Source organism: Paenibacillus sp. GD4 (genome assembly GCF_030846225.1).
GTDB lineage: Bacteria > Bacillota > Bacilli > Paenibacillales > NBRC-103111 > Paenibacillus_G > Paenibacillus_G silviterrae.
The window spans coordinates 1,030,551-1,052,495 of record NZ_JAVCYK010000002.1 but is presented as its reverse complement, the minus strand read 5'-3'; the positions used below and the strand labels follow the sequence as shown (position 1 = coordinate 1,052,495).

The 21,945-nt window shown below is 50.9% G+C and carries 18 protein-coding genes; 16 read left to right on the top strand and 2 right to left on the bottom strand.

Annotated features, from left to right (window positions below; genetic code table 11):
- Window positions 1–2: 2 nt before the first annotated feature.
- From RAC89_RS27480 to RAC89_RS27445, 8 genes are all read left to right on the top strand, one after another.
- Window positions 3–881 carry a carbohydrate ABC transporter permease gene (locus tag RAC89_RS27480; protein WP_306616905.1) on the top strand — a complete coding sequence of 293 codons (879 nt, stop codon included), beginning with the start codon at window positions 3–5 and terminating at the stop codon, window positions 879–881.
- 36 nt (window positions 882–917) lie between these two features.
- Complete coding sequence (locus RAC89_RS27475) at window positions 918–1,706, top strand: sugar phosphate isomerase/epimerase family protein (protein ID WP_306616904.1); 789 nt, start codon at window positions 918–920, stop codon at window positions 1,704–1,706.
- Between the two features lie 597 nt (window positions 1,707–2,303).
- Window positions 2,304–3,914, top strand: a complete 1,611-nt coding sequence (locus tag RAC89_RS27470; RefSeq protein ID WP_306616903.1) for an extracellular solute-binding protein — start codon at window positions 2,304–2,306, stop codon at window positions 3,912–3,914.
- Window positions 3,915–4,010: 96 nt separating this feature from the next.
- Entirely contained in the window at window positions 4,011–4,961 is a 951-nt protein-coding gene (locus tag RAC89_RS27465; protein WP_306617821.1) for an ABC transporter permease, read from the top strand.
- A 15-nt stretch (window positions 4,962–4,976) separates the two neighbouring features.
- The gene (locus RAC89_RS27460; RefSeq protein ID WP_284646077.1) at window positions 4,977–5,855 is read left to right on the top strand and encodes a carbohydrate ABC transporter permease; all 879 of its coding nucleotides are present in this window, start codon (window positions 4,977–4,979) and stop codon (window positions 5,853–5,855) included.
- A gap of 86 nt (window positions 5,856–5,941) precedes the next feature.
- Window positions 5,942–8,257, top strand: coding sequence for a helix-turn-helix domain-containing protein (locus RAC89_RS27455; protein ID WP_306616902.1), 2,316 nt, complete (start codon window positions 5,942–5,944; stop codon window positions 8,255–8,257).
- 55 nt (window positions 8,258–8,312) lie between these two features.
- Window positions 8,313–9,086: an alpha/beta fold hydrolase gene (locus RAC89_RS27450; protein ID WP_306616901.1), complete on the top strand. Its 774-nt coding sequence runs from the start codon at window positions 8,313–8,315 to the stop codon at window positions 9,084–9,086.
- 79 nt (window positions 9,087–9,165) lie between these two features.
- Window positions 9,166–9,822 (top strand): DNA-3-methyladenine glycosylase family protein, encoded by a 657-nt coding sequence (locus RAC89_RS27445; protein WP_306616900.1) that lies wholly within the window; start codon window positions 9,166–9,168, stop codon window positions 9,820–9,822.
- Window positions 9,823–10,044: 222 nt separating this feature from the next.
- On the opposite strand, the gene RAC89_RS27440 is transcribed toward RAC89_RS27445, so the two are convergent.
- Window positions 10,045–10,635, bottom strand: a complete 591-nt coding sequence (locus RAC89_RS27440) for a hypothetical protein (protein WP_306616899.1) — start codon at window positions 10,633–10,635, stop codon at window positions 10,045–10,047.
- Window positions 10,636–10,648: 13 nt separating this feature from the next.
- Window positions 10,649–11,650: an RCC1 domain-containing protein gene (locus tag RAC89_RS27435; RefSeq protein ID WP_306616898.1), complete on the bottom strand. Its 1,002-nt coding sequence runs from the start codon at window positions 11,648–11,650 to the stop codon at window positions 10,649–10,651.
- 149 nt (window positions 11,651–11,799) lie between these two features.
- Here RAC89_RS27435 and RAC89_RS27430 point away from each other — a divergent pair, with 149 nt between their 5' ends.
- The 8 genes from RAC89_RS27430 (at window position 11,800) to RAC89_RS27395 (ending at window position 21,920) form a co-directional block, all read left to right on the top strand.
- Window positions 11,800–13,119 (top strand): purine/pyrimidine permease, encoded by a 1,320-nt coding sequence (locus RAC89_RS27430; protein ID WP_306616897.1) that lies wholly within the window; start codon window positions 11,800–11,802, stop codon window positions 13,117–13,119.
- A gap of 348 nt (window positions 13,120–13,467) precedes the next feature.
- On the top strand, window positions 13,468–14,433 hold the full coding sequence (locus tag RAC89_RS27425) for an ABC transporter permease (protein ID WP_373430069.1): 966 nt from the start codon (window positions 13,468–13,470) through the stop codon (window positions 14,431–14,433).
- A 16-nt stretch (window positions 14,434–14,449) separates the two neighbouring features.
- Window positions 14,450–15,334: a carbohydrate ABC transporter permease gene (locus tag RAC89_RS27420; protein WP_306616896.1), complete on the top strand. Its 885-nt coding sequence runs from the start codon at window positions 14,450–14,452 to the stop codon at window positions 15,332–15,334.
- Between the two features lie 29 nt (window positions 15,335–15,363).
- Complete coding sequence (locus RAC89_RS27415) at window positions 15,364–15,543, top strand: hypothetical protein (protein ID WP_306616895.1); 180 nt, start codon at window positions 15,364–15,366, stop codon at window positions 15,541–15,543.
- A gap of 111 nt (window positions 15,544–15,654) precedes the next feature.
- Window positions 15,655–17,367, top strand: coding sequence for a sensor histidine kinase (locus RAC89_RS27410; protein ID WP_306616894.1), 1,713 nt, complete (start codon window positions 15,655–15,657; stop codon window positions 17,365–17,367).
- Between the two features lie 19 nt (window positions 17,368–17,386).
- Window positions 17,387–18,961 carry a response regulator transcription factor gene (locus RAC89_RS27405; protein WP_306616893.1) on the top strand — a complete coding sequence of 525 codons (1,575 nt, stop codon included), beginning with the start codon at window positions 17,387–17,389 and terminating at the stop codon, window positions 18,959–18,961.
- Between the two features lie 107 nt (window positions 18,962–19,068).
- Entirely contained in the window at window positions 19,069–20,568 is a 1,500-nt protein-coding gene (locus tag RAC89_RS27400) for an ABC transporter substrate-binding protein (RefSeq protein ID WP_306616892.1), read from the top strand.
- A gap of 86 nt (window positions 20,569–20,654) precedes the next feature.
- Window positions 20,655–21,920, top strand: a complete 1,266-nt coding sequence (locus tag RAC89_RS27395) for a glycoside hydrolase family 1 protein (protein ID WP_306616891.1) — start codon at window positions 20,655–20,657, stop codon at window positions 21,918–21,920.
- The last annotated feature ends 25 nt before the right edge of the window (window positions 21,921–21,945 follow it).

The following is a 21,945-nucleotide window of genomic DNA, read 5'->3' as shown; positions in this document are numbered from 1 at the left end:
CCATGAACATCATGCCGCGATCGGAACGGGCGTTCCAGTGGGTGAACGGCGTTTTTTTCACCGTACTGTGCTTCACCATGATTGCTCCCATGATCCACCTGGCGGCCGTCTCGTTCAGCAGTCCGATCTATGCCAATAGCAAAATGGTTGTCTTGTGGCCGAAGGGCTTTCAGCTTAATGTGTATGAGGCGCTATTCGGGATGAAGGACATGTGGAGAGCGATGGGAGTGAGTGTCTACATCACTCTGATGGGTACGCTGCTTTGCCTTATTTTTACATCGACCTTGGCCTATGCATTGACTCGTCCGATGATGCCGGGGAGAAAGCTGATTACCAGACTCATCCTGTTTACCTTTATTTTTCCCGTACCGCTCATTCCGAGCTATCTGGTCGTAAAGTCACTTGGCATGATCAACACGCTGTGGGCGTTAATTATCCCGGGAGCACTCGGAGCTTACAATGTGTTCATTATGAAGACCTTCTTCCAAGGCATCTCCAATGAGCTGGTGGAGGCTATGAAAATCGACGGGAGCGGGGAGTTCGGCGTTTATGCGCGCTTGGTGCTGCCCTTGTCGGCCCCCGTGCTGGCCACCATTGCGCTGTTTCATTCCGTTGGTACGTGGAACGCCTATTTTGGGGCGCTTATTTACATCCGTTCCAAGGATTTGTTCCCGCTTCAGCTGAAGCTCAAGAACATGGTCGCGAGCAGCGCCACTGATTCCGGCTTGGATTCCATCGCCGTCGACTCGGGGATCTTCAGCAGTCCGGAAACGATTAAGGCCGCCGCCATTCTTTTCACTACGCTGCCGATTCTTATCGTGTACCCTTTCCTGCAGAAATACTTCGTTAAGGGCGCCATGCTCGGCTCCTTGAAAGAGTAGTTCCACCCATATAATAGATGAAAGAAGGTCAACCCTATGAATGTGAACGTGTTCATCAATCTGCTGCCGTATATGCACCGTGTCGACGATTGCAAGGAGCTTCTGGACCGCTGGTCCGGGGGGCTGGAGATTTCCATGGACGGGCCGAATTGGCTTGAGCCGGTGAATTGGCAAACGGAATTTCGGAGGTTTCAGAATCACCCCGGTCCGCTGAGCGTCCATTCTCCGATCTGGGAGCTGAATCTGGCCTCCGCCCGGTTCCCTATGGTGGCCGAATATTCGTATGAGGTGTACAAGGAATGCCTGGCGTGGTCGGCCCATATAGGCGCCGAGCAGATGGTGATCCATCCGAGCTTGTATTCTACGCCGCTGTTCCTGCGGAAGGCATCGCAGCTAAGAGCGATCGATAATCTCAAGCGTCTAGGGGACGAGGCACAGAAGCTGGGCATTGATCTGGCAGTGGAGAATGTCGGGTTTCGCGAGACGGCTTTATTTGACCAAGAGGAATTTGTCCGCCTGTTCGAAGACATTCCTTCCGTATCCGCTCTAGTAGATGTAGGGCATTCGTTCATTAACGGCTGGGATACGGCGGAGCTGATCAGGACGCTCGGTACGCGGCTCAGCGCTGTCCATCTCCACGATAATGACGGTGTGGATGATTTGCATCAGCCGGTTGGGGAAGGTGCTATGGAGTGGGAGCCGATCTGGAGCGCTTTGCGGGGGCTTCGACATCCGTATCGTTCCATCCTCGAGTACCAATGGGATACGCCAGTCGAGACGGTGCTGGAGCATGCGGCTATGGTGGAGAGAGAGCTTTTGAAGTGAAGGTGTTACCGGAATAAAGAATCAAACGGACCTGGCCTCTGGCCGGGTTTTTTAATATGAGTGGATTGGTATTGCCTAGTGCAGAAATCCACGATCCGAAGCGAAGTCCAGAACGAGATTTGTGAGAATAGGCATCTTTTGAGGAGCACAATGGCCGGATACGAGGCAAATGGTCCTGGAATGAAATACATTCGCAGAAATCTTCATTCCTTTGATCGAAATCATGGAAAAAAGCTGCCTATTTGCACAAATACGTTGATCAAAGAAGAGCAAGCTCCCATCTCCGATCGGAATTGCAATTTGGTCCGAACGAGACGCTCATAACATGACCAGCCGCCCAATAAGGTAGATAATACAAGGCTTCCTCGGACTCCCGCCTTAATAACGGATAGCCGATCTTAACATCGGATAGCCGCCAATCTTAACCCCTGCTTATCAATCCGTAAATTTCATGATTTCCATCATGCGGAGGATTTGTAAAAATGTAATAGTAACTATCGTATCATATCTTGCACCTGAGAGATCAGCCATATCTTGGCCCCGATTGGATAACAGCCGCTTCGCAAGCTGAACCTAACTTTAAGGGAGGAATGGGATATGAATCATCGAAACCGGAAAAAATGGGCGACCGCAGGAGTCTCGGTACTGCTGTCCGTCTCGGTTGTTGCAGGCTGCAACAGCCCGGCCCCGGCAAAACAGCCCGATGGAAAGCCGGCTGCTCAAGAGCCGCCTAAATTGCAAACGCTTACGTATTGGGTGGGGCTCGCAAGCAATGTCGCCGCTACATTAAAAAGCTTTGGCGATATGACGGTGTACAAGGAGCTGGAGAAACGAACAGGAACAAAAGTGGAATTCCAGCATCCCCCGGTAGGACAGGAGAAGGATCAATTTAACTTGATGATCACGGGAAAAAACCTGCCTGATGTTATTGAATACGGCTGGACGGGGTATCCCGGCGGTCCGGAAAAAGCGATTAAGGATAAAAAGATAATTAAGCTGAACGAGCTTATAGACAAGCACGCGCCGAATTTGAAGAAGGTTCTGGACGCCAATCCGGAGTGGAAAAAGCAAGTCGTGACGGATGAAGGCAGCATCTACGGGTTTCCGTTCCTGCGGGGAGACGATTACTTGCTTGTGAGCAACGGCATCGCTCTTCGCAAAGACTGGCTGGATAAGCTGAATCTGAAGATGCCGGAAACCATTGATGAATGGTACACCACACTGACTGCGATCAAGAAAAGCGATTTGAACGGCAACGGGAAACCGGATGAAATTCCGCTGCTGATCAGCAAGAACGATATGGGTGGTTCGGTTGCGTTTTTAGGGACATTTGGTGTGAACTACGACTTCTACCATATCAATGGAAAAGTAAGCTATGGGCCGATCCAGCCGGAATATAAGCAGTTTCTGACTACGATGAATAAATGGTATAAAGAAGGGCTGCTGGATCCGGATTTCGCCGTCACCGACAGCAAGCTCAAAGACGCGAAGATAACGGGAAATCAGCTGTTTGCCACCGTGATGAGCACAGGCTCGGGGATCGGCAACTACACCACGCTCGTCAAGGATAAAATTGCCGGTTTCAAGCTGGTCGCTGCTCCGTTCCCGGTGGTTAACAAGGGAGATAAGAAGCTCTGGAGCGCGAAGACCTACAACTTCTCCGGCGGGCTTGCCGCCGCCATCTCGACCTCCAATAAAAACCCGGAGGCCACGGTCAAATGGCTCGATTTCGCCTACAGTGAGGAAGGGAAGATGCTGTTTAATTTCGGGGTGGAAGGCGTTTCCTACAAGATGGTCAACGGGAACCCTGTCTATACGGATGAGGTATTGAATCCCAAGGACACGTCGGTGGCTTATGCGATGGCCCGTCATGTACGCGCCAACTTCAACGGTCCCTTCGTACAAGATAAGCGGTATATGGAGCAGTATGCCAGCATGCCGGAGCAAAAGGATTCGATCAAAATATGGTCGGAGCCGACCAATGAAAGAAAGCTTCCGCAGGTGACGCCTACTTCGGATGAGAGCAGCAAATTCGCTTCGATTATGAACGATGTGAACACCTTCAAGGACGAGATGTTCAATAAGTTCATTATGGGAGCGGAGCCTTTGGACAATTTCGACAAGTACGTGAAAACGATTGAAGGCATGGGTATCCAGGATGCGATCAAAATCCAACAGGCTGCTTTGGAAAGGTATAACAAAAGATAATACGGGTCTGAGTAGAGAGCTCCGTATTCATCAGGGAGATGATCCGTTCATCTCCCTGTCTTTTTCGAAGCGAGGGAGGGACATATTATGGATACGATGAAAACGGCTGTTGGAGCAAGGACGAAGGCCGCGCGGCAGAGCCTCTGGATTACCATGGGCCGGGATCTAAAGAGAAATAAGCTCTTGTACCTGATGGTTTTGCCGGTAATCGCCTATTATCTGATCTTCGATTACGGTCCCATGTACGGCCTGCAGATCGCGTTTAAGGATTATAGTCCCGGCGACGGGATCTGGAGCAGCCCTTGGGTTGGATTCAACCATTTCGTTGAATTTTTTAATAGCTATTATTTTTGGAGATTAATCCGTAACACGTTGTTAATCAATGTGTATGAGCTGATTTTCGGCTTCCCTGCGCCGATCATCCTCGCTTTGTTGTTTAATGAATTGCGCAGGCAATATTTCAAGAGAATTGTCCAGACGATCACCTATTTACCGCATTTTATTTCGATTGTCGTCGTAGTCGGAATGCTGGTCGATTTCCTGGCCCGGGACGGGCTTGTGAACCAGCTGCTGTCTATGCTTGGCTTCGCGGCCAAATCGTATTTGTCCGAGCCGGAATGGTTTCGTTTCCTTTATGTATCCTCCGGCATATGGCAGCAGGTTGGGTGGGGCTCCATTATTTATTTGGCTGCGCTGTCCACTATCGACCCTACATTGTACGAAGCGGCACGAGTGGACGGGGCCGGCCGGTGGAAGCAAATGGTTCATATTACCATTCCGGGAATTATGCCTACGGTTATTATTTTGCTGATTTTGAAAATGGGCTCGATGATGTCCGTCGGCAGCGAGAAAATCCTGCTCATGTACAATCCGCTGACCTACGATACGGCTGATGTCATCTCTACCTTCGTGTATCGCAAAGGGATTTTGGAAGCGAGCTACAGCTACACGACGGCAGTCGGATTATTTAACGCAGTTATTGCTTTTACCCTGCTTATCCTTTCCAATAGCATCAGCAAACGGGTAAGCGAGACGAAATTATGGTAACGGGGAGGGGACAGGATGAACCGGTTGACTTTCGGTGAGAAAATGTTTGATGTGCTGAACGTCGTCTTCATGCTTGTGCTTTGTTTCTTGACGTTATATCCGTTTTTGTATGTCACCTTCTCCTCCTTCAGCGACCCGGGGTTGCTATCGCAGCACCGCGGTTTGTTATGGAAGCCCTATGGGTTTAGTCTGGACGCTTATAAGGCCGTCTTTGCCAACCCGAACATATTAAACGGTTATAGCAACACGATATTTTATGTCATTGTCGGGACGCTCTTTAATCTGTTCATGACTTCCCTCGGAGCGTATTTCCTTTCACGGAGAAATGTATTTTTTAAAAATGCGGTTATGTTTATGATCGTCGTCACGATGTTCTTTCAAGGCGGGCTCATTCCCACCTACCTTCTGGTAGATGGTTTGGGGCTTGTCGATACGCCATGGGCCATGATCATTCCGGGAGCCATCAATACCTGGAATTTAATCATCATGCGCACTTCGTTTCAGGCGGTGCCGGTCAGTTTGGAGGAATCGGCCAAAATGGACGGTGCGAGCGAATGGACCGTGATGTGGCGAATTATTCTTCCCTTATCGCTTCCTGTCATGGCCGTTATGGTTCTGTTCTACGCTGTAGGCCATTGGAATGCATGGTTCAATGCGATGATTTATTTGCGCGACCGCGAGCTGTACCCGCTGCAGCTCATTTTAAGGGAAATTCTTATCACCAACAGCACGGACAGCATGATGACCGACGCTTCCGGCGCGGATAAGATGCCGATCGGTGAAGCGATCAAATACGCGACGATTATGGTAGCAACCGTTCCGATCCTGGTGCTTTATCCTTTTCTGCAAAAGTATTTTGTGAAGGGGGTCATGATCGGGGCGCTCAAGGAATAGCTTACTGAGTAAACGAAGGGGGCAGGAAAAAGGCGGCATTTTTTGAATATATATTAAGTAAGATTGATTGGAGAGAGAGGTATCTCATGGTGCGGATCAATACCAAGCTTCGCGGAAGCGTCTTCATGACCCTCTTATTGTCCTATCTGGCCGTTTTCCTGCTTCCTCTAACCCTTGGATCGATTCTTTACACGAAGACCGTCTCCATTATGACGGATAATGCGAACCGGGCGAACGTCGCGATGCTGGAGCAGCTTCGCCAAGTGATGGATTCCAGACTCAAGGATGTTGAGAGGATGTCTCAACAAATCGCTTTCAATCCGCGGCTACAGCTGCTTATGAATAACGTAGACACTTCCGATTCGACGGATGCCTATAAATTTGTGGAATTCGTGTCGGAGCATATGATGCGTTATCAAAATGTAAGCGGTATCATCAATGGTTATTATGTTTATCTTAAAGACAGCGATACGGTTTTGCTGCCCACAGCCAAGACAACGGCGGAAATGCTGTATCAAAGTCTATATAAACCTGCGGGCAGCAGCTTTGCCGAGTGGCGCAGCAAGCTGGTAGACGGTCCGCGCTATCGCGATTATTATGCAGCCGCTTATGAAACGCCGAACGGCAAGCTGGATACCATTACGTACGTTCAGACGCTGCCGCTCGGGGAGCAGACCGAGATTCGGGGAGCGCTCGTCATTCTGCTTGACGTGGATCAAATTCGCAGCATGCTGTCTAAGATTGAATCTGCCTCCCAAAGCTCGGTTTTCATCCTTGACCGCCAAGACCGCCTGATCGTCGGGAAAAACAACGAATCGCTCCCCTGGGAGCAAATCCGGCATGAGCTTCAGACGAGAGGCGTACCCTACGTGTACGAGGATCAAGATGCCGATAGGATGCTGTCATACACGGAATCCGAACAAAACGGCTGGAAGTATGTTCTCGTGATGCCCGAGCATGTGTACCTGGAAAGGGTCTATACGCTGAAAAATTGGATGATCACGCTGCTCCTGATTTGCCTGATCGGCGGCGGAGCGGCGATCAGCTTCTGGATGCACCGTAATTATGCCCCTTTGCACGGATTGGTGCGTGTGCTGCAAAAGGAAAAGCCGCCTCGCAAGAAGCAGCCTTCCAACGAATACGAGTTTATCCGGGAAACGATTCAAATGACCATGCATGAAGAACGGGAGCTTCGGAATATATTGTCCCGCCAGACACCGGTCATCCAGGCAAGCTTCCTGTCGCGCTTCGTTCGAGGCCATGTGGACGTTACCCGAATGACCGAAGAATCGCTGCAATTTATGGATATTCGACTGATTTCCGATTGGTTTGCCGTGGTCCTGATTGACATTGCCGATTTCAGCCGGTTCAGCACCGATCAGTCGGAACGCCAGTGGGCATTGATTCGATTCATTATATCCAATATCGGCAATGATTTGATTCGAGAACGGGAATGGGGGTATTCGGTAGAGCTCGACCAGCACCGCGTAGCCTTGCTGGTTAACTTTTCCCAAGAACGGTTCGCGGAAGCGGAGCTGGAGCTGGATACCATCGCCGTCCGGCTCAAGCAGGTGATCGAGGAACGGTTCCAAACGTATATTACCCTTGCGATCGGCGAAGTGCATAAGGGGATGGACCGGATAGGGCAATCGTATTTTGAAGCGCTTAGCGCGCTGGATTATAAAATATACAGAGGCCACAGCTCCATCATTTGTTACAGAGAAATCGCGGATGCGGACCGTCATTACTATTACCCGATCGAGACGGAAATCCAACTGATCAACTCTAGCAAAAGCGGCGATGTGGCGGGTGTTGACAAGCTTATCGGCAATTTGTTTCATGCGCATTTCAATCAGCGGCGGATTACGCCTGAGCTTGGAAGAAGCCTGTTTACTAACATGGTCAGCACCTTGTGGAAAATCATGAACCCGATGGACCCGTTGTACCGTGAGGTGTTCGGGGAAGGCTTCGACCCGCTTAAGGAGCTGTCTGCTTGTCCGACGGTCGGGGAGATGCAAGTCAAAATTCGCGATTGGTTTCTCGCGCTGTGTCATTATGTGAACGCGAACCGCAGCAGTCACGGCCGTCAGCAGGCCGAACGGATAACCCGCTACATCGAGCAGCATTATGATGACGAAATGCTCAGCCTGACAACAATCGCCGAGCATTTTGGGCTAACGCCGCCCTATTTGTCCACGTTCTTCAAGAAGCAGACGGGTATGAACCTTATGGATTACTTGACTAGAGTGCGAATTGATCAGGCTAAGAAGCTGATGCAGGACAAGAAGCTGACCTTTACTCAGATTGCGAATAAGGTCGGTTACGCGAACGATATCGGGTTCATTCGCGTATTTAAAAAGTACGAAGGAACGACACCGGGCAAGTACCGTGAATCTTTGTAATTTATGGGTACACTACTTCCTAGCAATCAATTTCACATGGAGAGTGACTAGAGTATTGAGTACCATGAATATGGATGGCTTTACAATGCATTATGAAGAACGGGGCACGGGCACGGCCATCATCTTCATCCATCCCCCGGTCCTTACCGGGCTAACCTTCACGTACCAGCTGGAAGGACTTTCTTCGCATTACCGCACCATTGCATTTGACGTTAGGGGTCACGGACAGAGCGAACCCTCCGCAGAGCCCTTAACGTATCCTTTGGTCGTTGAAGATATCAAGGGAATGATGGACTGGCTCGGTATTGAAAAATGCTTCTTATGCGGCTACTCAACGGGAGGCTCTTTAGTGCTGGAGTTTCTTTTGACCTACCCGGAGCGGGCGCGGGGAGGAATCGTGGTCAGCGGCATGCCGGAAGTCAGCGATAAGTGGCTGAGAAACAGAATTCTCAGGGCGATTTTTTTCTCTAAAATGGGGGCCGTCGGTGCAATTGCACTCGCCGATGCCTGGAGCCAGACGAATCGTCTTGCGTTCCTATGGAGGCTATATAACGACGCTAAGAAAGGGAATCCCCGGAACGTGGAGCAGTATTACCGGTCAAGTCTCACTTATAACTGTACCTCCCGGCTTCAGGCTGTTGAGCACCCTGTACTGCTTGTTTACGGAGAGAAGGACAAGCATTTTCATCCCTATGCCCGGCTGCTGCATCAGCGATTGCCTAAGAGTGAGTTGTTTTACGTGAAGCATGCCGACCATCGTATTCCGACGAAGTTCCCGGATATCTTGAATGACCGAATCGGGCAGTTTATTACACGCGGCGGCAGCTGATAGCTTCAATCTCACGAAGACATGGTTTAAAATGTAATTATTAGTTAGGTTCACCATAATTGGTGCGGAGGGGCAGCCGATGAGTGTTGTATTTCAATTACATCCTGGGGAGCCGCGGGTACAGGAATTATGTCAAACCGATCGAAGGTTCGCCGAGTTGGCACAGCGAATCGGAATCATTAACATATCCGCGAAGGGGGATGCGTTTGCTTATTTGGCTCAATCGCTCATCTCTCAGCAGCTCTCGGTCAAAGCCGCAGATACCATCTGTCGGCGTGTGAGGGAGCAGTGCGGTGACTTCACGGTAGATCGCATGCTCTCCGTTTCGGAAGAAGTACTGCGTGCAGCCGGAGTCTCCGGCCCCAAAATCCGCTACATCAAAGGTCTGGCCGAGCTGATCCGGCTTCAGGAGCTTGATCTCGATTCACTGCATGGATGCAGCAATGAGGAAGTCCTTGCTTTGCTGACGAAGGTGAAAGGCGTCGGACGTTGGACGGCCGAAATGTTCTTGATCTTTTATCTGGGGCGGGAGGATGTGCTTTCCCTGGGAGATGCCGGCTTACGTCGCGCGGCGCGATGGCTGTACGAGGAGGAGACGCTGTCCGGCCCTGAACTATTGGAGCTCAAGGGTGAGAAATGGAAGCCTTATCGGAGCATAGCGTCCTTATATTTATGGGAAGCGATCAATGTCGGACTTGTCGATGCCGGGCCGTTGCCGACCACGGATTTGTGCTAATCGGCACAAAAAGCCATGGTAAAGCAGCGTTATTGTAAGATTTGTGCGATGGTGCAGCAATTCGGAGGCGTAAATGGGAGCAACGGCTAGTATCATTGGAAATTGTTGTACATTCGCACAAATGAATTGAAAACAGGATTATGCGGCGGTCAATTGTTGTATTTTCGCACAAATCGCTTATCGTATGCTTCAATACCGGTATACTTTCGTTGCCCGGGAAGATCAGCTTCTAAAAAACGTTTCGCATCGTTCAATGCGGTGAATGGTCTCATCCCTGAATGTCTTGTCGGGCATTCTGCTAAAGACATGGTGAAGGTCAAAGATATGCCAAATCTTCTTTAGCTCCTTGAGCAATGCAAGAATAAACGCTTTTTTGGGGAGTATGATGGAAATGACCTCTTCATTCGTAGGATCCAGATAAACAGTAAATTTGACTTCACTGCAATTTATCGATTCCATGCTCATTGTAAAATAGTCTGTTCCGTAAAGAGTTCTTGCTTTTTGATTTCCAATTAACTGTTCTATACACCTCAAATAGTCGAGCCAAAGTCCACCACCACCGGCAGGTGGTTTACTATAGTCAACTATAGATGCCCCGCCATATTCAATCATGATTTTCATTGGCGCATACATTGGATCCACGCCGCCTTGTTCCACAAGAGCTTTCATTTTCTCCGCATCGTTAATATCAATGAAAAAATCTTGGTATTCGGGCACGTTCGGTCCATATTCTAATTCCATGAGCTTAGGTGGCTTCCTCAAGACCGTTTGAAATTCGAACATAATACCTCCGTAGTGATAAATGGTTACCAAAAGTATAATCGCTTCACAACAGCTTGACCGGAACCTCACCCGTTCGCCAGAAGTAGATGCTTCCGTCTTGCTTCTTGGCGATCGTAACATCCACCCCCGCTGCCGTAGCAACTACGTCGTCCAGTACGTGACGCGGCGTAGTGCCTTCCTTGCCCCCCCAGATCCACAGCGTTCGATCCTCTTTCACGGCTACCGTGTGGGAAGAGCCGGTTGCGATAAGCGAGGCGCCTTGGAACAGGGTGCCCCAGGTCACCGCCTTGTCGCCTAGACCGTGTGTGCTTAGCGGCCCGTAGAGGTTTCCGCCGGATCCCTGAACGTCTCCATTGCGCTTCAGAACAATCGCGTGCCCCGTGTGGCCCTTCACCTGAACAACGTCGCTTGCCACTTGGATGAACTCATCGCTTTCTTTCAAGCCGCCGTTGCCGTATTGCCCTCTGTGGTTACGTCCGAATGCATACAACTCTCCCTGCTGCGTAATATAGTAATCGGTGCCGTCACCAATACTTGAATAAGCAACGTTATCAGCTATTTTCTTGGCAGACTGATCCGGTGACTCCCATCGGAACAACGTACCGCCTTGATCTATGGCAAACACCCCAGTGCGTCCTGCCGCGAAGCTGACTATGCTTCCGGCTATGGCAACCGCGGCTTTGGGATCTTCCGACCAAGCGAGCAGGCGGCCGTCCCTGGAAAGGGCATAGCTTGTCGCGTCTCCGACGCCTACTTGTACTGCATCCTCCAGCAGGAGCTGAGGTTTGTTGTCCCCGGTCCAGCCGTATACCCGACCTTCTGAAATGACCAGATGACGGTTATAATAAGAGGCGACCTCACCTGCAGCACCCAGCGGTTTAAGGGGAACCACTATATTGTGCTCTGTGTGCCCCGCCGATGCGGAAGCTTCAGGTCTTTCCTTGACTTCCCCCACGGGATGGGGACTAGAATCGGGGAGATTACCTCCCATACAGCCGGTATGAAGAATGACTATCAACAAGCCGGTGAGAATGGCTTTGGTCATGGCATGGCTCAACTCGTTTCCTTAAGGAATGGTAGCATTAGTATATTACAGCGTAAAACGAGAGTCCACGCGAAAAGGCGATCACTTGCAAAATACAAGTAATTGATTTATCGTAAGTTATATCTACAAATGTATAGGAGATCATTAGCATGAAAACCACATCGCTAGCCGAAGATTCGCTGGCCTCTCTTCAATGGCTTGTTTTCCTGCTGGCCAATGCGCTCGCGCTGCCCATTGTCATAGGGGATCTATACGGGTTTACGCCGGATGAGGTAGCAGGCTTAATGCAGCGCACCTTTTTCGTGGTCGGTTTGGCTTCTTTGCTTCAGGGTTGGCTGGGCCACCGGCTGCCCCTCGCAGACGGACCTGCGGGGATTTGGCTTGGAGTGTTTGTCATCCTGGGGGGATTGGCGCGTTCACAGGGGACGGATGCTTTTGAAACGCTGCGCAGCTTGGAGGGAAGCATGCTTCTGGCCGGCATTCTGCTCATTGCTCTAAGTGCGCTTGGCCTGTTCCGGCGCATCATGTTTCTGTTTACACCGCTGGTCACAGGCTCCTTCCTCATGCTGCTGTCGCTTCAGCTTAGCGGAGTCTTCCTGAAGGGGACGCTCGGTCTATCCGACGACGGCTCCGGGCTGCAAGCAGGACCGGCCTTAACCGGGCTTTGCATTTTCGTTCTAGTCCTATCCTTGTCGCTATGGGGCAAAGGCTGGTGGAAAAGCTATGCCGTGCTCATCGGCATCGTAACGGGCTGGCTCGTATTTGCCCTTTCCGGTTGGATCAGAGAACCGCTGCCGCTGCAAGGAATTGTCCGTCTGCCGGAACTATTGGTATGGGGGATGCCAAGCTTTAACGCGGGAACCTCCCTGTCCTCCGTACTGGTTGCGCTGGTGCTGCTGTCCAATCTCGTGGCCAGCTACGAAGCGATGAATCAGGCACTGCCTGATCGCAAAGGCGCGGAGGACTCCCGAAGTCTGAGCCGGGGCGGGTTGTGGGCCGGAGGCAATACGGTGCTTTCCGCTCTGCTCTCCACGGTGGGGACCGTGCCTTTGTCCGTGTCCGCAGGCTTCGTCAGGATGACTGGTCAGACACGGCTGCGCCCGTTCCTTATCGCTTGTGTAAGCCTGTGCGTCATCGCCATCTTCCCGGCGGTTGCATCCGTCTTATCCCAGCTTCCCGGTCCGGTGGCGTACGCTGCGCTGCTATCGACCTTCGCCCAGATGTTCGGTATAGGCCTGTCCACTGTGCTAAGGCAGTCCCTGGATCAACGGCGAATGTCTATTCTTGGCATTACGCTTTCGATGGGAGCGGCCGTCCTGTTCCTGCCGCCGCCGATGTTTCGGGTGCTGCCGCCGGTGCTGCAGCCGATTCTCGGCAACGGATTGTTAGTCAGCATGATGCTTTCCATCCTGCTCGAGCAGCTATGGCGTCCCGCCAAGGCGGCCGCGGCAGCCTCGAAGCCCCATTAGCTTGGGGCTTTTTTGCATACTATCAGCTTTTTTTGAAAGGGGAACGTATATTCGTTATTGTAACCATTAAATTTAGATATAGTCTGCATAATCAATTATCCGCGCCCCGTTGAGATCGGTGATAGTTCGTTTATCAGCTATAACAAAGCAAGGAAAGTTGAATACACAAAAAAATGACTTCTGTGTCCCAGAAAGTCATTTTTTTTATGTAACACTGCTAACAGTAAATAAGTCGAGATAATGTTGTTCAGAGGTCGAAAACTCGGTAGTAGCGGTTGCTGCGATTGCTTATGATAAGAACATATCAGATTTCACAGAGAATACGCGTAACTAGGAAGGGGCAGAACGATGGAAGCAAAACTTTCCACCTCCAAACGAACGGAACCGTCGTTACTTAGAAAAACCGGAACGAAACGTATGCTGCAATATTGGCCTATCATGCTGATGATGCTGCCGGGGCTGATTTATTTGGCGATTAACAACTATTTGCCGATGTTTGGTCTCATCATCGCGTTTAAGAAACTCGATTATGCGAAAGGTATCTTAGGCAGTCCGTGGGTCGGCTTCGACAACTTCAAGTTTCTCTTTAAGACGTCGGACGCCTATATTATTACCCGGAACACGTTATTGTACAACGGCGTTTTTATTATTGTGACGATGCTTCTTTCCATCGCTGTCGCTATTTTGCTTAATGAGATTCAGAAGAAGTTTATGGCTAGACTGTATCAAAGCATTATTTTGCTGCCGTTCCTGATTTCTATGGTCATCGTGGGCTACCTCGGGTTCGCTTTCTTTGGCAACGACCAGGGTTATATGAACAATACGATTCTCCCGGCGCTTGGGCAGGAGCCGATCTCGTGGTACATGGAGCCGCAATATTGGCCTTACATTTTAACGCTTGTGCATCTATGGAAGACGATCGGCTTCACGTGCATCATCTACTTGGCTGCGATTATCGGCATCGATCCGGAATATTACGAGGCAGCCACGCTGGACGGCGCTAATAAATGGCAGCAAATCCGGATGATTACGGTTCCGCTGATCATGCCGGTCATCATTATATTGACGCTGCTCCAAATCGGCCGGATCTTCTACTCCGACTTCGGTCTGTTCTACCAAGTGCCGATGAATTCGGGCATGCTGTATGACACGACGAACGTCATCGATACTTATGTTTTCCGAGGCCTACTGCAGAATGGAGATGTCGGCATGTCATCGGCTGCAGGATTCTACCAATCGGTCGTCGGCTTCGTATTGGTACTGTTGGCCAACTGGTCTGTCCGGAAATTCAGCAGAGATAACGCACTATTCTAACGGGGTGAAAAAGAGTATGGATGATAATCGATTGTGGCAATGGATTTCCCATGTATGCTTGGCCGTCTTCTGCATTTTGTGTATCGTGCCGTTCTTCTTGTTGATCGCGTCGTCGATAACGAGCGAACAGGAAATTATCCGGAACGGATACCGGTTTATCCCGGAGACGTTCAGCATGGACGCATACCGGTATTTACTGACAAGCTCCACCGTGATCGCCCGCGCTTACGGGATCACGATCCTTGTAACCGTTGGTGGTACGGCTGCGAGCTTGGTGATGACCGTGATGCTGGGGTACGGATTGTCCAAGAAGGACATGCCGCTGAACAAGTTTCTTACGGCCTTCGTCGTCCTCACGTTATTGTTTAACGGAGGCCTCGTCCCGACGTACTTGGTCTACACGCAAGTGTTCGCCATCAAGAATACGATCTGGGCATTGCTCATCCCAGGATTATTATTGAACGGCTTTAACGTCTTCTTGGCAAGCACGTTCTTCCGGACCACCGTTCCGGCGCCGGTGTTGGAGTCGGCGAGGATGGACGGAGCCGGAGAGGTGCGCACCTTCTTCCAGATCGTGCTGCCGCTGTCCTTGCCCATTATGGCGACGATCGGTTTGTTCAGCGGGATCGCGTACTGGAATGACTGGAACAACGGGCTGATCTATTTGTCCGATCCGAGGTTGTTCAGCATCCAGAATTTACTGAACCAAATGATTCAAAACGTCGAGGCCATCAAGACGGCCAGCGTCGCGTACGGGCTCGAATCCACATCTATGGAGCTTCCAAGTGAAACCGTGCGGATGGCGATCGCGGTTGTCGGCATTCTCCCGATTTTGATCGCCTATCCGTTCTTTCAGAAGTACTTCGTCAAGGGCATCGCGCTCGGCGCAGTGAAAGGTTGATCCATAGGCTGTACAGAAGACAGGAGACGTTGAAGTGGATATGCCAATCCTTACACGCACTGACTGTCTCCTATCTACCGCATTACTACTCGTACAGCGTTTTGCGCGAATTTCTGGTGGATGAGCGCATTGCCGAGACCGTGCGCAAATACATTCCTGACATCGATCAGAAGAAAGGAGCCGTTTTCGCCATGAAATTAAGCGCTTGACCAAGAACTGGCCGATTATTATAACCCCCGTCGATGATGTATAATATGTTTACAATACTAGGACCGCCTTTCGGGCGGTCCTTTCGTAGGTGGTGGATCTCTCTCTATGAAATGGCTCAGTCGAATTTGGGTGCTAAACAACTCCATTCGGACCAAGCTGGCGTTAAGGGACTGTTATTTTATTACAACTACTACGCTGTGCACGTCGTTCATACCCAAGTCGCCAGTTCCAATAAGAGTATCATGTCCCTGTATATGAAGCAGATCGATGCGGGACTGAACGGCGTAGATCAATATCTGCTGAACTTGACCTCCTCCGAGTATGATATTCATGTCCTGAACCAAGCGCGCAGCGAAGAAGAATTTGTACTCGCCAAGATGAGAATCATTAACAAGCTGGATAATGACGCTTTAATGTACTCCACCGCGGTCAATTCCATCTTTGTTTACTCACAGGAATGGGAAACCATCGCAGCGACGTTGATAGGGGTGGGAAGCAGAGAATATACCTTGCTCAACAACTACATTCAAACGAAACTGTTTGCGTCCTTCGAGAAGGGCAGCGTTCCGATCCAGTGGTTCGTCAGAAACATAGGCAATGACTATTATCTGTTCCGGCTACAGCCGGCGGGTCGGCTGTGGCTTGGGGCATGGGTGAACCTGAATTCGCTGCAGAAGCCGCTCTCTCTCATTGACTTCGGGGATAACGGCAGCTCGCTGTTTATTGCGGAAGACGGAACACCGTTGACGAACAGGGGCTACGTGGCGTCACACCAGCTACAGCTGCATCAGCTTCAGGAGCCTGCCTATACCACGGGACCGGAAGACGAGTACTATGCCATTGCCGAAACCTCGACGAAGGGCGAATTCGGTCTGGCCGCTGTCGTAGCGAAGGAGGCGGTGCTTCAGAAGCTGCCGTATCTCAATCGCATTGTGATCGGCATTGCCCTGATTGGCATCCTGCTAATCCCACTGTATTTTTTATATTTACGGCGATTGGTGCTCGTTCCGCTGAACCGGATCGTCTACGCGATGAACCGGATCGGGGTCGGGAGCCTGGAGACGCGCATCGAGCCGTTCAAGACATCAGACGAATTTGCCACCGTCAATCACAGCTTTAACAACATGATCGAGCAAATCCGAGATTTGAAAATATCTGTGTACGAGGAGCAGCTGAGTAAGCAAAAGGCCGAGCTGCAGCATCTGCAGCTACAGATCAATCCGCATTTCTTCATGAACACCCTAAACTTGATATATAGCCTGGCGCTCGACAAGGATTATGAACTGATCAAAGACATGACGCTTCGCCTCGTAAAGCATTTCAGATATATGTTTGGAAGCAATCTAACGTTCGTGCCGCTCAAGGAAGAGCTGGAGCATGTCCGAAACTATTTGGCCATCCACGAGCTTAGGTTTCAGCAGCAGTTCGTTTGCCGAATTCAGGCTTCCGAATCGCTGTATCAGGCGATGGTTCCGCCGCTGATCATTCAAACCTTCGTAGAAAATTCCCTCAAGTATGCCTCTTCCGTGGATCATCCCTTGGCATTGGACGTCACGGTCCACTTGGACAATGCGGATGATGATCCCGCCATGGTGATTACGATAGAGGACGAAGGCGATGGCTTCGAAGAACGGCTTCTCCCGTTGTTAAACGCGGGGGAGCGGATTGTGGATGAACAGGGTGAACATATCGGCGCTTGGAATGCTTGGCATCGTCTCAGGCTTTTGTATGGAGAGCGGTCGCGTATCCAATACTCCAACCGTTCACCTCACGGTGCAAAAGTCGTGATTCGGCTGCCGTTCTATGTGAGTTCATTGACCTAAAGGATCGGAGGAAACCCCCATGAATCTTATCATTGTAGATGACGAACCTCTTGCCATTCGCAGTGTGATGAATGCGATCGATTGGAGCAAGCTGGGTATCGAACATGTATATGATGCGAACAGCGTTAAGCAGGCGAAGGATCGATTCGCGGAGCATCGGATCGGAATTATGCTTTGCGATATCGAGATGCCGAAGGAGAGCGGATTGGAGCTGCTCGCATGGGTGCGGGAGCATCATCCATCGACGGTTTCCCTCTTCCTGACCTGCCATGCCGATTTCCGCTACGCGAAGGAAGCGATCAGGCTGGGCAGCCTGGACTATCTGCTGAAGCCAACTCCGCCGGACGAGCTCGAAGCGGCCATACGTAAGGCGATCGAGCAATGGAAGGCCGAACATGAGCTGAAGCGCCTTAGCGAATCGTGGGTTAAGCATCATCCTTTATTTATTGAGTGGTTCTGGATGGATATCATCAGCCGAACGATTTCGTCTTCCCCGGAGGCCGTCCGAACGGCGGCGCTCGAACGCAATATCCGTCTTCCGGCTGACCTGGCCGTGATGCCGGTGAGGATTCAGGTTCGTAGGTGGCATAAGGAGCTGACCCCTCGGGACGAAAAGTTAATGGAATATGCTCTATTCAACGCATTCCAAGAGATAAGCGTCGACATCGGGGAAATGCACGGCATCATTGCTCCTGAGCGCCACTGTCTCGTTGCGATGCTGGCACACATTACGGTCGATAAAGTCAGAATGAAGAGGACGCTTCAGATGTACATCGAGAACTGTAGGAAATTCTTCTATTGCGACCTCTCCCTCTATGTGGGAGAGCCTACGACTGTTCACGAACTGCCCGAAGCGCATTCTCGCTTGGAGATGCTGATGCGCAATAACGTTGCAAGTGAGAATCAGGTATTGTTTTTGGATGAAAAGCCGCAAGTAGATGGCGGCACGGTACCATGGCCGGATATGAAGCTCTGGCTGATCATGCTGCAAGAAGGTTCGAAGGATCGGCTGCTGAAGGAGCTGAACCAATTTCTGAAGCAGCTGCAGACCGTTCCCGGATTGAAGGAGCTGACGCTCCATCAGTTTTATCAAGATTTTATCCAAATCGTTTATGCCTTACTTGCCGAGAAGGGGATTCAGGCGCACAGCCTGTTTCAGGATCACGTATCGGTAGAGCTTTCCAATCGCTCGGCCGACTCGGTGATGCAATTGAGAGAATGGGCCATTCACTTGGTCGACAAAGCGCTGGGTTATGCGGAGGAGATTGAGAAGGCTGAATCGGTCGTCGGTAAGGTCAAGGCCTACATTGTAAAGCAGTTGCATGAGGATATCAACCGCGAAACGATTGCGAGCTCGTTCTTTCTTCACCCGGATTATTTAAATCGCATATTTAAGAAAGAAACGGGACAGTCCATGACGGAGTTTCTGTTGAACGAACGGATGCGCGCAGCGGAGGAAATGCTGACGAAGACGGACATGCCGGTGACGAAGATCGCGCTCAACGTGGGATACGCCAACACGTCGCATTTTGCGAAATCGTTCAAGAAGCAATACGGAAACAATCCGAACGAATATAGGCAGCTGAAACGGTAAAAAGTCGAGATTGTGTTGCCCCGTGGTCGAAGTTCGGGCGGTCGGAAGACGCGCGAGGCGGTATGATGAATACAGTACAACGATCAAATATTGCGGGGGGTTAAGGCATGAAGAAGATGGGAAGGGCTTTCTTGGGTGCTGGTTTGGCCGTATCCATGGCATTGGTATCCGCTTGCAGTTCCGGTGCGGGAACGGGCAATCAGCAGGCGCAGACGCCTTCGTCGTCGCTAGCGGCCGGCGAGCCGGTCGAACTCGTACTGGGGTATCCGGTATTGGGCGAGGTTCCGGCGGATATCGGCTCGGTAGAAGCGGAAATCAACAAAATTACGCTAAGAAAGATCAACGCGAAGGTGAAGCTGTCCCGAACCTCGGTCAGCCAGTGGGCTCAGCAAAGAAACTTGATATTAGCGGGAAATGAGCATATGGATTTGTTCGTGACCAGCTTTGAAGATTACGAGCGGCACGCTTCGAAAAATCAATTGCTGGAGCTTGATGAGCTGCTCACGAAAGAAGGAAAGGATATCGCGGTAGTGCTGGGAGATAAACTTAAAGCAGCGAAAATCAAAGGCCATATCTATGCGATACCTACGCATAACTTCATCGAAGCGGGCACAGGGATTCTGCTAAGGAAGGATTTGCTGGATAGGCACGGCATCGACGTATCGAAGATCAAGGGGACGAATGACCTGGATGCGGTGTTCGAGACCATGAAGCAGAAGGAAAATCTACTAGGGGTTGCTGCGCCAAACGGCCAGATGCCGATGACGTACGCTATTGACTGGCTCAATTACGACCCGCTGGTAGACAGCTTGGGCGTTCTGCCGCTGAATTCCAAAGACATGAAGGTCGTGAACCTGTACGAGATGCCTGAATACGTGGAAGCGCTGAAAAAGACAAGAAGCTGGTACCAGGCCGGCTACTTGCCGAAGGATGCGGTGAATGCGAAGACGGCACCGCCCGATCTCATGAAGAATGGGGAAGTCTTCTCGATCTTCCAATCCAATAGTGTATTTCTGCAAGACTCGCTATCTTCTATCACAGGCAGACAGCTGGTGAAAGTTGATTTGCAAAAGCCGGTGATTACGACGAAAGAGGAATTAGGTCTCATGTGGGCAATTCCCCGAAATAATGTGAAAAACTCGCAGAAGGCGATGGAACTACTCAATCTGTTGTACACAGACAAAGAAATCATCAATTTGATTAACTACGGTATTGAGGGCAAGCATTACAAGAAAGTGTCCGGCGAGGTGATTTCCCGTATCAATGACAGCGGGTACAGTATGAATCAACCATTCATGTTTGGTAATCGGATGTTAACATATGTGCTGGAAGGCGAAGACCCGGCGCTGCGCCAAGAGTACACGAAATTTACTGCTTCCTTCCAAAAGTCTCCGGCGGCAGGCTTCCTGCCGAGCACGGAGGCGGTATCTACGGAAGTCGTTGCGGTCAAAAACGTATTGGACCAGTACAGAAAAGCTCTAGAGACGGGCAGCGTAGACCCAGTGAAGGTCCATCCGGATTTTGTTAAAAAATTAAAAGCAGCCGGAATCGACACCATCATTGCCGAGAAGCAGAAGCAGCTGGATGCGTGGCTGGCCCAAAAGTAAGGAAATCTGAAACTGTTGAAGAGCCGATCGTTTCATGGATCGGTTCTTCCTTTCTCACAGTGAAACAATTATGGGAGTGTTGATGAATGACGTACTCTTTTCCTAACGGCTTTCTGATCGGATCGTCTACGGCGGCTTATCAAGTGGAAGGCAATAATACAAACAGCGATTTCTGGGCGGAGGAGCATGCGGAGGGTTCCCCATACGCTGACAAATCCGGCGACGCGATCGATCACTATCGGCTGTACCGCGAAGACATTGCACTCATGGCCAGTCTCGGGTTGAAGGCATACCGCTTCTCGATCGAGTGGGCACGGATCGAACCGGCACCCGGATTGTATTCGCGTTCGGCAATCGAGCACTACCGCGGAATGATCCTGGCTTGCCGTGAGCACGGCTTGGTGCCGATCGTCTGCCTACATCACTTCTCGTCGCCGCAATGGCTGATGCGCTGCGGCGGCTGGGTAAGCCCAGACGTCCCGGAGCGGTTCGCCCGGTATTGCGAATTCGTCTTCACCGAATTGGGAACGCTCATTCCTTACGCGCTAACTTTCAACGAGATCAACCTTCCTACGATGCTGCGCGGCATCTTCACGAAGATCGGCATGGTGCCTCCGGTGGGCATCGACGTAGCCTCGTGGTCGGCGCCCGAGTGGAGGGTAGACGCCGCCCGCTTATGCGGTACAACCGTGAACAACTACGTGACATTCCACATGATCTCGGATGAAGCGAAGATTGAATTGCTCAAGGAAGCGCACCGGAAAGCGAGGGAAACCATTAAGCGGATTTCGCCGCAAACCCAGGTCGGCTGGTCGATGGCGTTGTCCGATATTCAATCCGTTCCGGGCGGGGAAGCGGAAGCCGAGGCAAGGTGGAAGCTGGTCTTCGAGCAATTTGTAGATGCGATGGAAGGCGACGATTTCTTCGGGCTGCAAAATTACTCGAGGGAAGTGTATGGGCCGGAGGGGGCGCTTCGTCCCGCCGAGGGAGCCGAACTGACGCAGATGAAATATGAATATTATCCCGAAGCGCTAGGTTATGTGATTCGGAAAGTGGCGAAGGCGTTGCCGACCATGCCGATCATTGTCACGGAGCACGGAGTCGCGACGGATGACGACGAGCGGAGAAGCGAATTTATCCGCAGGGGATTGTATGGGCTTCAATCGTGTCTCGACGAGGGGATCGATGTCCGTGGGTACATGCATTGGACTGCTTTCGACAATTTCGAATGGCAGGCAGGGTACGGCATGACGTTCGGGCTCATCGCGGTCGATCGTGCGACGCAGGAGAGGAAGCCGAAGGAAAGTGCTCGTGTGCTGGGCTCCATCGCTCAGTCAGTAGGCCGCGAATAAACTCATGATAATTAAAAGGGGGAAG